This is a genomic window from Bradyrhizobium sp. 6(2017) (assembly GCF_011058295.2).
GTDB lineage: Bacteria > Pseudomonadota > Alphaproteobacteria > Rhizobiales > Xanthobacteraceae > Bradyrhizobium > Bradyrhizobium septentrionale.
Window position 1 is genome coordinate 7,392,221 of sequence record NZ_CP049289.2, and the last position, 13,312, is coordinate 7,405,532.

9 protein-coding genes are annotated in these 13,312 nt (G+C 65.2%); 5 read left to right on the forward strand and 4 right to left on the reverse strand.

From position 1 onward, the window contains the following. Window positions 1-13 precede the first annotated feature (13 nt). The gene (locus G6P99_RS35220) at window positions 14-838 is read left to right on the forward strand and encodes a glutamate racemase (RefSeq protein ID WP_029079050.1); all 825 of its coding nucleotides are present in this window, start codon (window positions 14-16) and stop codon (window positions 836-838) included. A 147-nt stretch (window positions 839-985) separates the two neighbouring features. Here G6P99_RS35220 and G6P99_RS35225 read toward each other — a convergent pair whose 3' ends face one another. The 3 genes from G6P99_RS35225 to G6P99_RS35235 are packed head-to-tail and all read right to left on the reverse strand — an operon-like array spanning window position 986 to window position 6,069. After that, complete coding sequence (locus tag G6P99_RS35225; RefSeq protein ID WP_165125241.1) at window positions 986-2,179, reverse strand: DUF1501 domain-containing protein; 1,194 nt, start codon at window positions 2,177-2,179, stop codon at window positions 986-988. A gap of 15 nt (window positions 2,180-2,194) precedes the next feature. Next, window positions 2,195-3,739 carry a DUF1800 domain-containing protein gene (locus tag G6P99_RS35230; RefSeq protein ID WP_029079052.1) on the reverse strand — a complete coding sequence of 515 codons (1,545 nt, stop codon included), beginning with the start codon at window positions 3,737-3,739 and terminating at the stop codon, window positions 2,195-2,197. 35 nt (window positions 3,740-3,774) lie between these two features. Further along, window positions 3,775-6,069: a caspase family protein gene (locus tag G6P99_RS35235; protein ID WP_165125243.1), complete on the reverse strand. Its 2,295-nt coding sequence runs from the start codon at window positions 6,067-6,069 to the stop codon at window positions 3,775-3,777. A gap of 193 nt (window positions 6,070-6,262) precedes the next feature. On the opposite strand from G6P99_RS35235, the gene G6P99_RS35240 reads away from it, so the two are divergent. The 4 genes from G6P99_RS35240 (at window position 6,263) to G6P99_RS35255 (ending at window position 11,844) form a co-directional block, all read left to right on the forward strand. After that, a complete protein-coding gene (locus tag G6P99_RS35240; protein WP_029079054.1) occupies window positions 6,263-6,934 on the forward strand; it encodes a DUF4286 family protein in 672 nt (223 codons plus the stop codon). A gap of 241 nt (window positions 6,935-7,175) precedes the next feature. Further along, complete coding sequence (locus G6P99_RS35245; protein ID WP_029079055.1) at window positions 7,176-8,975, forward strand: FAD-dependent oxidoreductase; 1,800 nt, start codon at window positions 7,176-7,178, stop codon at window positions 8,973-8,975. Further along, complete coding sequence (locus tag G6P99_RS35250) at window positions 8,945-10,792, forward strand: 2-oxoacid:acceptor oxidoreductase subunit alpha (protein WP_029079056.1); 1,848 nt, start codon at window positions 8,945-8,947, stop codon at window positions 10,790-10,792. Before G6P99_RS35245 ends, G6P99_RS35250 begins: the two co-directional genes overlap by 31 nt. Further along, a complete protein-coding gene (locus G6P99_RS35255; RefSeq protein WP_029079057.1) occupies window positions 10,789-11,844 on the forward strand; it encodes a 2-oxoacid:ferredoxin oxidoreductase subunit beta in 1,056 nt (351 codons plus the stop codon). The genes G6P99_RS35250 and G6P99_RS35255 overlap by 4 nt, the downstream gene beginning before the upstream one ends. Before the next feature lie 167 nt (window positions 11,845-12,011). Here G6P99_RS35255 and G6P99_RS35260 read toward each other — a convergent pair whose 3' ends face one another. Next, window positions 12,012-13,208 (reverse strand): ABC transporter substrate-binding protein, encoded by a 1,197-nt coding sequence (locus G6P99_RS35260; protein ID WP_029079058.1) that lies wholly within the window; start codon window positions 13,206-13,208, stop codon window positions 12,012-12,014. Window positions 13,209-13,312 lie beyond the last annotated feature (104 nt).

Genomic DNA, 13,312 nt, shown 5'->3' on the forward strand with positions numbered 1-13,312 from the left:
GCTTGGAACCGCAATGACCGGTCAAAATCTTCACAGTCTGAGAAAGCCTGTTGCAGTGTTTGACGCGGGCATCGGCAGTTATGCGGCCGTGGCCGCGTTGCAGCGCGCTTTGCCCAAGCAGGACATCCTCTATTTCGCTGACAGAGCGAGCTTTCCTTACGGCAGCAAGAGCAGAGAACAGCTTCTGGGGATTCTGAACCGAACCCTTCGTTTCCTTTGCGGCTTCGATCCCGCCGCCATCCTCGTCGCGTCCAATGCCCCGTCGATAACCGTCCTGGACGACCTGAAGGATATGGTTTCGGTGCCGGTGTTCGGGGTGCACCCACCGGTGCGGGAAGCCTTGCAGCGCGCGAAGGAGCGAGACGTCGCGGTCCTCGGCGTTCAATCCCTTGTCGAAAGTGCGGAAATGCGGACGTTCGCTGCCGCCGAGGCCGGCGAACAGGTTGACCGCGTTCATCTCGTCAACGCTTCGCCGCTCGTGGAGCTGGTGGAGAGCGGAGCGTTCCTGTTCGACCACATCGGGGTGCAGGAGAAGGTCGACGCATTTGTCTCGGCGCTGGACGCACGACATCCGGGCATCGGAGCGATGACGCTGTCCAGCACGCATCTGCCCTGGCTGCGGAGCTTTCTGGAGATTTCAGCACCGGAACGGCCCCTCCTCGATCCTTTGGACAGCGTGCTCGGCGCCGTTGTGCCTTTGGCAGTTGAAGGCCAAGGGCAGATCCTGGGCCTGGTTACCGAGAACGACCGCTACACGGCAAACGACTTCCAGCGCATGCTCGAAAAGCTCGGGATCACTCTCCCGCTGCATGTCGTCTCGCGCCTGACCGAGGATTGATCGCGCCCGCCTCCGCCACCTGCACTATTTCTGAATAATAGAAGAATACCGTTGATTTGCCCGACGTGTCAAGTTGCCGTGTCGAACACCGGCAACCGACGGCTACTTTGCATGGGGTTGTTTTCGATATTTTGGCAGCGCGCCCCTTCAAACCAAATTCAGATCCTTCGGCTTGATGCCGGAGAAGATGCGCTCGAGGCTCGGCTGCTTCAGGCCGTAGACGCGCTGGAGCAGGCCGGCGAAGAACGCCCGGTAGTCGGTCAGAACCGGATAGTCGCGGTTCTGGAACAGCGTCGCCTCCGCGACCTTGACCTGCTCGCCGGCCATGCGCCCGCCATTGATGCCGCCGCCCATCACCCAATAGACACTGCCATGGCCGTGATCGGTGCCGTGGTTGCCGTTCTCGCGGAAGGTGCGGCCGAATTCGGAGATCACGACCACGACCGTGTCGCGCCACATCGCAGGCCCGATCTCCTCGGCGAAACCGGCAAGGCCGCGGCCGAGCTCACCGAGGCGACTGGCAAGATAGCCGGTCGCGGCGCCCTGGTTGACATGGGTGTCCCAGCCGCCGACATCGACGAAGCCGAGGTTGAACTGCTCACGCATCAAGTGACCGATCCGCCGCGCCGACAGCTCGAAGCCCCGCGGCGACACCGCGCCGCGGTTCGCCGCCGTCATCTCCTCGGAGACGGATTTGTAGACATCGTCGCGGACGCGAAAACCTTCCGCAACCGCGTTCGCGAGGCTGCCCTGCTTGTACATCTGCTTGATCAGCTGCGCCTGGCGGTCGTCGACCCCGGGCTTGCTGACGCTCGCGATGCTGGTGTTCGGGACCTGGGCATGGCCGCGGAAGATCAGCGGCAGCTGGTCGGTGAAGGAGATTGGCCTCACCCGCGTCAGCTCGCTGGCCAGCCGGCTCATGAAGCCGGAGCGGTAGTCGCGGCTGCCGCCGACCGTCTGGCCGAGTTCGATCGTGTCCTGGGTCTCGAAATGACTGCGTGAGAGGTCGTCGGTACAGCCGGCGAACGGAACGAATGCGATCTCGCGTTTGGCCCAGAGCGGATAGATCGAATCACGCAGCGCCGGATGCAGCCCCCATCCGGCATCGAGCGCCAGCGCCGCGTTCGGATTGCCGGCATCGGGCCGCGCGATCGCAAGCGTCGGGCGCGTGGCGTAGTAGAACTCGCTGCCGACCGGCACGATCACATTGGCTGCGTCGTAGGCGCCGCGCAGGAACACGACGAGCAGGCGCGCATCGGTCGCGGGCGCCGCCCAGACCCGGCCGGCGACGGTGAGAGATGCGGAAGCAGCGAAGGCCTTGATCAGTTCGCGGCGGTTCATTGGCGAACCTCCCTTTCAGTGCATGAACTCCGGTGACGACAGGAACAGCGTGTTCCAGTCCTGCGGCGAGACCGCCTGGTCGAGGGCTGCGAGCGTGGTCGGGCTCAGCGTCTGCCTGATGGTGCTGAAGTAGAGTGCGTTCATGACCTGCGGAAACGCCGGCTGGTCGACGGCATTGGGCTCGTTCGGCTTGAACAGCCCGGCCGAACCGGAGCCGATCGCCCGCGCGATCTCGAAGCGCAGCATCATCTGCCCCGGCCCGTTCCAGGCCGTCGACAGCATCGAATAGCCGTCAGGCGTCTCGTGGTTGAACAGGCCTTCCGACAGCCGGTTGAGCCAGCCCTGAATCGGCATCGTGTTGAGAATGACCTTGGTGTCGTAGGCGAGCCGCACCGCCGAGATCACGTAGAGCACCGGATCCTTGAACTTGGCGCCATCCTTCAGCGTCGCGCTGAACTCGGGCGCATGCACCAGCGTCGACATCACGGCGGCGATATCGCCGTCGGTGTTCTGGAAGGTCTGCGCCATGCGCTGCACCAGCGCGTCAGGCGGATTGTCGGACACGAAATAGGTCGCGAGCTGCCTTGCGATATGCGTGGCGGTGGCTGGGTGACGGCAGAGGATGTCGAGGGCTTCGTCGACCTCGGCAAGGCCGCGGCCCTTGATCTGATGGCCGAGGAAGGTCTTGTCGCCATAGTCGTGGCGCGCCGGATTGAACTCGAAACCGCCTTCACGGACCAGCTGGGATTGCAGCTCCGGCTTCAGCTTCGGATCCTCCGACGCGAAGTCGACGCCGACGCCGGTGAGGATGCGCGCCAGCGCCTCGACGTCGGCCTGGGTATAGCCGGAGCCGACGCCCATTGTGTGCAGCTCCATGATCTCGCGGGCGTAGTTCTCGTTGAGGTGGCCGGCCGCGTTGTCGGCATTGTCGAGATAGCGCAGCATCACCGGATGATGCAGCGTCGCGGCGAGCAGGTCGCGGAATTTGCCGAGCGCATGGTCGCGGATCGCGTGATCCTCGTAGTCGCCCAGCAGCACGCGGATCACGGCCTTGTACTGGAACACGTTGAAGTGGTTGAACCAGAACCAGGTCATGCGCTCGCGCAGCTGATCCGGCGCATAGAGCGCGCGCAGGATGGTGCGGGCCGCGGCCTGCTTGACGCGATCGTTCATGCCCTGCTGGAAGACCGTCTGCGCCGCCCTGCGCTGCTCGGGATCGGCGACCTGGTTGGCCGATTTGGCCTGCAGGTCGAAAGCGACCGCGATATCGAACGGAAAGCGATGCACGTCGGGCATCGCCTCGATCTGCGCACGCACCGCCGGCGGCAGCGCGACATTGGCCGGGTGCAATTGCTCCTGCAGCCAGCGTTCGACGCCGACCTCACGCAGATGCGCCGCGCTCGAGGCGTTGACGCCCCAGCTTAGGCGATCGAGCAGCGCTACGTCCTGCGCCGTGAGTTCGGCCGCCTGTGCGGGCTGGCGGCACGCCACCAGCCCGATGATTGCACCGATCAGGAATTTCGCGACGCTCTGCGACCCGAGCGAGGCCGTGATGCTCATGGATGCTGACCTGCTCCGCGCATGACGTCACGCCCTCAGTGTTTGCACTTGCCGGGAGGACAGGCCGGCGCTGCCCGCGGCGCGGGCGCGGGCCTTGGCGGCGCCGCCATCCGCGGCGGCGGTGCTGCGCGTTGCGCCTGCACCGCCGGACGCGGCGGCGGCGGTGGTGCAGCGCGCGGAGCCGGTGCCGGACGCGGCGGCAAGGCTGCGGCGCGCGGCGGCGGCGCTGCGGCACGCGCCGGCGCGGGCCGCGAGACCGGTGCCGGCGACACCGCGGCATGCGCGGGCGCCGACCGCGCAGCCGGCGTCGGCCGTGGCGGTGTCGCGCGGCTCGTCGGCGACGGAGCCGGCGTGGGCTTCACATTGCTGGTCGGTGCCGTCGCGGCATGGCTGAGCGGTTGCCTGCCCGGCTTGCCGGCCGACGCGGGCGACGCGGGCGCGTTTGCCGCCGGCGCAGCCGTCGGCTTGGCCGGAGGCGCAGGTTGCGCATTGGCAGGCGCCATCGCGGTCGCCGGCTTGCCTGGCGGGAGCGCATTCGGCTTTGCGCCGGGTTGCCCGACGCCGGGTTGCGCGGCGCCCGGCTGCACGGCGCCATGCGGCGTCGCGTTGGCTGGCGCGGTCGCCGACTGCGGCAGCGGCGGGCCATTCTTCGCGCCCGGCAGAGTGTGCGCACCCGGCGCGCCCGGTGCGGTTGGCGCGCTCATCGCATTCGGCGCAGCCGCAGCGTTCGGCGCAGCGCCAGGGGCTCCCATCGCCGCGCCTTGTGCCGGCGTCACGCCTTGCGGCGCGCCCGGCCGTGTCAGATTGGCGCGCTGCATCGCCGCCGCCGGCAGTTGCGGTGCCGCCGTCACCGGCGCGCCGCCCATCGCCGCCGTCACCCCAGCGGCATGGAGCTGCGCCGGCGTGGGGTTGGGATTGTTGATCACCGTATTGATGACCGTCGTGTTGTGGATGTTGTTGAACACGATGTTGTTCTGCGGCGGCATCACATAGGCCGGCGCGGCGACATAGGCCGGGATCGCCACGAAGAACGGCGTCGGCAGCACGAACAGGCCGATCGGCGGCGGTGGTGGCGGCAGCACCACGAAGTCCGGCGGCGGCGGCGGCAGGAAGAACACCGGCGGCGGCGGAGGCGGCGCGAAGGCGAACACCGGATCGCTGTAATAGAGCACCGGGCGGTCGACATAGACGATCTCGTCGGGCGGCGGCGGCGGCACGTCATAGTCCAGCACCGTGAACTGCGGCGGCGGCTCCAGCGCGGCCGACAGATAGGCGAGCCGGCGCCGGGCGTCGTAGGCATGCGGCCCGCGCGGATAACGCCGCAGGTACGACCAGTGCGCATCGGGCGTGTCGGCGTTGTAGGTACGCCGCCAGGTGATGGCCTCGCGCCGCGCCGCGACGATCGCGCGCACCCGCTTGGCCAGCGGATCGTTCGGATAGGCCTGCAGATAATCCTCGTAGCCCTGCAGCGTGTCGCGCTCCAGCGCCGCGGCGTAGGCATCCTGCGCCGGGAAATCGCGGATCGGCTTGGTACGCAGACCGGCATCGACCTGCTGCGGCGGCGCATCCGGCTTGCGCTCGAAGAACATGAAGGGCGCGTCGACCTTCTGGGCATTCCAGGGGATCTCGGCGCCCTTGGTCATTTCGTTGACGCGCAGGCGAACGCGGTCGAAGACCTCGGGCAGGGTCAGGCCGCCGGCGCGGATCATTTCTGCCAATGCCTGCGCGTAGGGCCCGTAAGGCGGCGCCCCGTCAGGCGCGACGGTACCGGGCGCCGAGTTGAAGGCGATCAGCATCTTCGGATCGGGATCGACCAGCGCAAGGCCACCGGCCAGCGGCTGGCCTTCCTTGGCGAACGGATTGCTGCGCGCGGCATCGAGCACGATCACGCCGGCCTTGATCGGCAGCGCCGACAGCTGATGGCTGTAATCCGAGATGCGGATCGCCTCGACCGGCACGTCGGTGTCGCGGGCGATCTTGGCATCGACCGGCACGAAGTAATTCTCGCCGGTCAGCTGCACGCCGTAGCCGGCGAGATAGACGAAGGCGACGGTGTTCGGTCCGGCGTCCTGCACCTTCTGGATAAAGTCGCGGAACGACTTGCGCAACGTCTCGCCGTCGAGATCGCGGGCCCCGATGACGTCGAAGCCGGCGGCCTGCAGGGTCTGCGCGATCAGGCCGGCATCGTTGGCGGCCGTCTGCAGCGCACCGGCCTCATAGGCGCCATTGCCGACCACCAGCGCGAGGCGCTTCTCCTGATCCTGCGCGTGCACGGGAAGCGACGCGAGCGACACCAGACCGACAATCAATGCCCACAGAATGCGTGCCATAGCGGTCGTCCCTTTGCTTCTCGAGAGTTGGCGAAACGAATGGAAATGCTACCTCTGTGAACCCGCGCTGAACAGGATTGCAGCAATTGTGGCAATCCTTGGTATGCACGCTCTCGGGCACTGGGAACCTGCTTCCCCGGCCCGCGTGATCAGGCGATATTGCGCAGATAAAACAGGCAAAAAGGAGCACTCGATGCCGATCGCCGGACAAGGCATGCTGCTGACGTCGATGGATATCGACAGCTTACACGAGGCTGAATTCAATCGCTGGTACGATCGCGAGCATCTCGAAGAACGCGTCGCCATCGACGGATTCGCGGAAGCCCGCCGCTATGTCGCCCATGACGGCAAGCCGAAATATCTCAGCCTCTATTCGACCGCGACCTTCGACGTGCTCGAGAGCCCGGCCTACCGCACGGCGCTCGCCAACCAGACCGACTGGTCGAAGGCCAATATCGCGCGCTTTCAGAACATGATCCGCGGCGTTGCGCGCATCACGATCAGCCGCGGCGTCGGCAGGGGCGCTGCGCTCGGCATCATCCGGCTGCGCCCGCCGGCCGACGGCGCGGACAATCTCCGCGCTGCATTGCGGGAGCAGCTCGATCCGGCATCGCGCGACGGCATTATCTCGATGCACCTGCTGGAGAACGACCCTGTGCTGTCGAAACCGCTCACTCCGGATGCGGCGACGGCCGATCCCGGTGCCGGCGACTGGTTCGTGCTGATCGACGCTACCGATGTCGGCGCGGTCCCTGCGGCCGCTGCTGCGATCACCGGCAACGCAGCCTTGAAACCGCTGGTGGTCACCAGCGGCGTCTACCGGCTGCTGTGGGATATCGCGAAGAGCGACCTTCCGCGCGGATGACGGTAGGTCGTGGCGGTGCACGCATGCTGCACCGCCACATAACGCAATCGAGATTAACGCTCTGCGCACATCAGCCGCGCGAAAGCGGATGATCGGGCAATTTAGCCTTTGCCTTCTCTGGAACGGCTCTAATAAGATAAACCTATGATCCAATTCAAAAACCAGAACAACGCGACGTGAGCGTTCGTCGTCAACGATAAGGCCGCGCGGTCAGGCTTTTTCGCGCGGGTCAAAGGTAGGAATGAAACCGACTGATATCTCGGCGCCGGATTACTTTCATAAAGTAGTCGATTGCCAATGGGCCTGCCCCGCACACACCCCCGTTCCCGAGTACATCCGGTTGATTGCTGAGGGGCGTTACAGCGACGCCTACATGATCAATTGGCAGTCCAACGTGTTCCCGGGGATTCTGGGGCGCACCTGTGACCGTCCATGCGAGCCGGCGTGCCGCCGCGGCCGAGTCGAGGAAACTCCGGTCGCGATCTGCCGCCTGAAGCGCGTCGCCGCCGACTTCAAGGACGACATCAAGCATCGCCTGCCGAAGCCGGGGCCGAAGAACGGCAAGCGCATCGCGCTGGTCGGCGCCGGCCCCGCCTCGCTTGCGGTGGCGCGCGATCTTGCGCCGCTCGGCTATCACTGCACCGTGTTCGACGGCGACCCCAAGGCCGGCGGCATGATGCGGAGCCAGATTCCAAAGTTCCGCCTGCCCGACAGCGTGATCGACGAGGAGACCGACTACGTCCTCAACCTCGGTGTCGAGTTCAAGGGCGGCCAGCGCGTCGACAGCCTGAAGCAGCTTCTCGCCGAGAACTACGACGCGATCTTTGTCGGCTCGGGCGCGCCGCGCGGCCGCGAGCTCGACATTCCCGGCCGCAAGGAGGCCGCCGCCAATATCCATATCGGGATCGACTGGCTGGCCAACGTGTCGTTCGGCCATGTCGACAAGATCGGCCGCCGCGTCATCGTGCTCGGCGGCGGCAACACCGCGATGGATTGCTGCCGCACCGCGCGCCGCCTCGGCGGCGAGGACGTCAAGGTGATCGTGCGCTCGGGCTTCGAGGAAATGAAGGCCTCGCCCTGGGAAAAGGAAGACGCGATCCACGAGGATATCCCGATCCTCAATTTCATGGTGCCGGTGGCGTTCAAGCACGTGGCCGGCAAGCTTATCGGCGTCACCTTCCAGAAGGTGCGGGCCGAGTACGACGCCAAGGGCCGCCGCGATCTGGTGCCCTCGGGCGAGCCCGACCAGACCATTCCCTGCGACGATGTGCTCGTTGCGGTCGGCCAGGAGAACGCGTTCCCCTGGATCGAAGCCGATTGCGGTATCGAATTCGACAAGTGGCACATGCCGAAGGTCGACCCCAAGACGTTCGTCTCGACCAATCCGAAGGTGTTCTTCGGCGGCGACGCGGCGTTCGGGCCGAAGAACATCATCTGGGCGGTGGCGCACGGCCACGACGCCGCGCTTTCCATTCACAAGATGCTGTCCGGCGAGGACATCAACGAGCGCCCACTGCCCGAGGTGCACATCTCCTCGCAGAAGATGGGCATCCACGAGTGGAGCTACGACAACGACATCTCCGCCGACAAGCGCTTCAAGGTGCCGCATCGCGACAAGGTGATCGCGCTGAAGGACATCCGCGCCGAGGTCGAGCTCGGCTACGACCTCAAGCTCGCGCTCGGCGAGGCGCAGCGCTGCCTGAATTGCGACGTGCAGACGGTGTTTTCCGCGCCGCTCTGCATCGAATGCGACGCCTGCGTCGACATCTGCCCAATGGACTGCATCACCTTCACCGAAAACGGTGAGGAGGATGACCTGCGGCAGCGGCTGAAAGCCCCCTCGCCGCATCACGACCAGGCGCTTTACATCGCAGAAGGCCTGAAGACCGGGCGGGTGATGGCAAAGGACGAAGACGTCTGCCTGCATTGCGGGCTGTGTGCCGAGCGCTGCCCGACCGGCGCCTGGGACATGCAGAAGTACCTCATCGATATGGTTCAAGCGGGATCAACATGTCAGTCCAAAGCCCGATCAGCAGCGTAAACGACTTCGTCGTCCGTTTCGCCAACGTCAACGGTTCGGGCTCGGCGTCGGCCAACGAGCTGTTCGCGCGCTCGATCCTGCGCCACGGCGTGCCGGTGTCCCCGCGCAACATCTTCCCCTCCAACATCCAGGGTCTGCCGACCTGGTATGAGGTGCGCGTCACCGAGGAGGGCCATCTCGGCGCCCGCGGCGGCGTCGACATGATGGTGGCGATGAACCCGCAGACCTGGGACAAGGACGTCGCCTCGATCGAGCCCGGCGGCTATCTGTTCTACGATTCGACCAAGCCGATGCCGACGTCGAAATTCCGCGAGGACATCACCGTCATCGGCGTGCCGCTGACCGCGATCACCAACTCGACCTACACCGATCCGCGGCAGCGCCAGCTGTTCAAGAACATCATCTATCTCGGCGCGCTCTGTGCGCTGCTCGACCTCGACCCCAAGCTGGTCGAGCAGCTGATCGGCGAGCAGTACAAGGGCAAGGAGAAGCTGCTCTCCTCCAACGTCCATGCGCTGCATCTCGGCCGCGACTGGGCGCTGCAGAACCTGAAGTGCCCGACCGGGCTCCGGGTGAAGAAGTCCGACAAGGTCGGCGATCGCATCTTCATCGAGGGCAACAGCGCGGCCGCGCTCGGCGCCGTCTATGGCGGCGCCACCGTGTGCGCCTGGTATCCGATCACGCCGTCGTCATCGGTGGCGGAGGCCTTCACCAGCCACTGCAAGAAGTATCGTCACGATCCCGAGACCGGCAAGGCGAAGTACGCCATCGTGCAGGGCGAGGACGAGCTCGCCTCGATCGGCATCGTGATCGGCGCCTCCTGGAACGGCGCGCGGGCCTTCACCGCAACCTCCGGCCCGGGCATCTCGCTGATGACCGAGTTCATCGGCCTGTCCTATTTCGCCGAGATCCCGGCCGTGATCATGAACATCCAGCGCGCCGGCCCCTCGACGGGCATGCCGACCCGCACGCAGCAATGCGACGTGATCGCCTGCGCCTATGCCTCGCACGGCGACACCAAGCACGTGCTGCTGTTCCCGGAAGATCCGGCGGAGGCGTTCGAGTTCGCCGCCGCCGCCTTCGATCTCGCCGAGCGGCTGCAGACCACGATCTTCCTGATGCTCGATCTCGACATCGGCATGAACCACCGGCTGTGCCGCCCGCTGAAGTGGGATGACGCAAGGCAATATGACCGCGGCAAGGTGATGACCGCGGAGATGCTCGAGGAAGGCCGCGACTTCGGCCGATATCTCGACGTCGACGGCGACGGCATCCCCTATCGGACCTATCCGGGCACGCATCCGACCAAGGGCTCCTACTTCACCCGCGGCACGTCGCGCGACCGCTACGCGCGCTATTCCGAGGAAGGCGCCGTCTACGCCGACAACATGCAGCGCCTGGTGCGCAAGTTCGAGACCGCGCAGGACATGGTGCCGCGGCCGCTGCAGGCCAATGCGGCGAAGCCGACCAAATGCGGCGTGATCTATTTCGGCTCGACCTCGCCCGCGATGGACGAGGCGATCGGAATCCTGGAGTCGCGCGGCCATCAGCTCGACCGCATGCGCATCCGTGCCTTCCCGTTCCACTCCAGCGTCGCGAGCTTCATCGCCGATCACGACTTCGTCTATGTGGTCGAGCAGAACCGCGACGCGCAGCTCCGCCAGCTGATCGTCAACGAGAACGGCATCGACCCTGTGCGGCTGGTGCCGATCCTGCATTATGACGGTACGCCGATCACCGCGCGCTTCATCGCCAATTCGATCGGCGACCACCAGGATCATCTCAAGGTGACCCCTCTCCGCAAGGCCGTGTCATGACCTACATTGCAAAGCCCAAATTCCATCATCCCGGCCTGCCGAAGAACGACCTCGGCTACACTCACCGCGATTACGAGGGGAAGATCTCGACCCTGTGCGCCGGCTGCGGCCACGATTCGATCACCGCCTCGATCATCGAAGCCTGCTACGAGCTCTCGATCGAGCCGCACCGGGTGGCGAAGATTTCCGGCATCGGCTGCTCGTCGAAGACGCCGGACTATTTCCTCGGCAATTCGCACGGCTTCAACTCGGTGCATGGCCGCATGCCGTCGGTGCTGACCGGCGCCAACCTCGCCAACCGCGACCTGATCTATCTCGGCGTCTCCGGCGACGGCGATTCCGCCTCGATCGGCTTCGGCCAGTTCGCGCATTCGATCCGGCGTGCCGTCAACATGACTTACATCGTCGAGAACAACGGCGTGTACGGCCTGACCAAGGGCCAGTTCTCGGCGACCGCCGACCGCGGCTCGAAGTCCAAGAAGGGCGTCACCAACACCGACAATGCGATCGACCTGGTTGCGATCGCGCTGCAGTTAGGGGCCACCTTCGTGGCGCGCAGCTTCTCCGGCGACAAGACCCAGCTGGTGCCGCTGATCGCGGCCGCCATTCGTCACAAGGGCGCGTCCTTCATCGACGTGATCAGCCCTTGCATCGCCTTCAACAACCACGCCGGCTCGACCAAGAGCTTTGACTATGTCCGCGAGCACAATGACGCGGTGAACCGCCTCGACGTGCTGGTCGGCCGCGAGCCGATCAGCGTCGACTACGCGCCGGGCACCGTGCAGGTGGTCGAGCAGCATGACGGCACGCGGCTCGCGCTGCGCAAGCTCGACGCCGACTATGATCCGCACGATCGCCTCGGAGCACAGACGTTCCTTCAGAAACATGCGGCCAAGGGCCAGATCGTCACCGGTCTGCTCTATGTCGATCCGGACGCCGAGGATTTGCACACCCATCTCGACACCGTCGAGACGCCGCTCAACACGATGGACGAACAGGCGCTTTGCCCCGGTTCGGCCGTGCTGGACAAGATCAACGCCAGCCTACGCTGAGCACTCGGTGTCGTCCCTGCCTAGTGCGCAATTGCGCACGGGAGCAGGGACCCATAACCACCGATGCAGATTGTCGAGCTACGCTGGAACGAGGAGTCCCGTTCACAACTGAAGCCGCAGCGTATGGGTCCCTGCTTTCGCAGGGACGACAGCGGAGTTGGTGACGGCTACTTGTCGCTCAGCACATCGCCGAACAGCGCCCAGGACTTGCCGTCGAACCGCGCCATCTGGATCTGGCGGATCGGCGTCACATTGTCGGGCTCGGTCTGCACCTTGATGCCCGGCAGCAGCATCGGCAGTTCGAGCGCCTTCAGATTGGTGGCCTGCCTGATGATGTTGTCGCGGCTGTAATCGCCGTTGCAGTTCTTCAGCACCGCCGTCATCACCTGGGCGACCGTGTAGCCCTGCACGTTGAAGAGATCGCCCGGGCTCGCATTCGGCTGGTACTTCTTCATCCAGGCCGAAAACTCCTTCTGCGCGGGATCGTCGGCCCAGCGCGGATCGGTCGGGTCCTTCAGATAAAGGCCGGTCACGACGCCGATGACGTTCTCGAGCCCGGCCGGCTCCAGCACGGCGGAGACGGAGTTGGAGACGGTCGGCAAGATGGTCAGCGGCTTCCAGCCCATGCTCGCCGCCTTGCGCAGCGCCTGGGCTGCGAATTTCGGCGTCGCTTCGGCGAAGAACACGTCCGCACCGGACTCGCGCATCGTCACCATCTGGGAATCAATGGTCGGGTCGGTCGTGAGGTAAGTGGTCTCCGCGACGATCTGGCCGACATGCTCGCCAAGCCCATCCTTGAAACCCCTGAGATAATCCTTGCCGGCGTCCTCGTTCGGCGTGATGACGGCGATCTTGGCGTCCGGCTTGGTCTTCAGGATGTATTTTGCGTAGAGCCGTCCTTCCAGTTCGTAGGTCGGATTGAAGCCGACCGTCCACGGGAACTGCTTCGGGTCGTTCCAGCGCGTCGCGCCGGAGGACACGAACAGCTGCGGCACGTGCTTGATGTTCAGATACTTCTGCACGGAGATGTTAGGCGCGGTGCCGACCGCGCTGAAGATCGCGAGCACCTCGTCCTGCTCGACGAGCTTTCGGGTCTGCTCGACGGTCTTCGACGGCGAATAGGCATCGTCGAGACTCTCGAAGTCGATCTTGCGGCCGTTTATGCCGCCCTGATCGTTGAGCATCTGGAAATAGGCGGCTTCGGCGCGTGCGATCGTGCCGTAGGCCGATGCCGGGCCGCTATAGGGCGCGGTGTTTCCGATCCTGATCGCGGTGTCGGCGGCAACGGACGGTGAGATCGACGCGGCCGTGAGCGCGGTGAAGGCGAGAAAGCCCGCCAGGCGGGAGCGAGTTGACAAGGGCATATCCTTTTCTTGGTTTTCTTGACGCGGCGCACATTATCAATCGCGCCTGCGCAGGCAATCGCCAAGAAGCTCCAAGAGGAGCGCTGCGCAATTTCCGCATGCCG

Bases quoted from the DNA above. Each gene is read 5' to 3' on its own strand.
- G6P99_RS35220 (WP_029079050.1), top strand. From the start codon at position 14: ATGACCGGTCAAAATCTTCACAGTCTGAGAAAGCCTGTTGCAGTGTTT.
- G6P99_RS35225 (WP_165125241.1), bottom strand. From the start codon at position 2,179: ATGAACCGCCGCGAACTGATCAAGGCCTTCGCTGCTTCCGCATCTCTC.
- G6P99_RS35230 (WP_029079052.1), bottom strand. From the start codon at position 3,739: ATGAGCATCACGGCCTCGCTCGGGTCGCAGAGCGTCGCGAAATTCCTG.
- G6P99_RS35235 (WP_165125243.1), bottom strand. From the start codon at position 6,069: ATGGCACGCATTCTGTGGGCATTGATTGTCGGTCTGGTGTCGCTCGCG.
- G6P99_RS35240 (WP_029079054.1), top strand. From the start codon at position 6,263: ATGCCGATCGCCGGACAAGGCATGCTGCTGACGTCGATGGATATCGAC.
- G6P99_RS35245 (WP_029079055.1), top strand. From the start codon at position 7,176: ATGAAACCGACTGATATCTCGGCGCCGGATTACTTTCATAAAGTAGTC.
- G6P99_RS35250 (WP_029079056.1), top strand. From the start codon at position 8,945: ATGTCAGTCCAAAGCCCGATCAGCAGCGTAAACGACTTCGTCGTCCGT.
- G6P99_RS35255 (WP_029079057.1), top strand. From the start codon at position 10,789: ATGACCTACATTGCAAAGCCCAAATTCCATCATCCCGGCCTGCCGAAG.
- G6P99_RS35260 (WP_029079058.1), bottom strand. From the start codon at position 13,208: ATGCCCTTGTCAACTCGCTCCCGCCTGGCGGGCTTTCTCGCCTTCACC.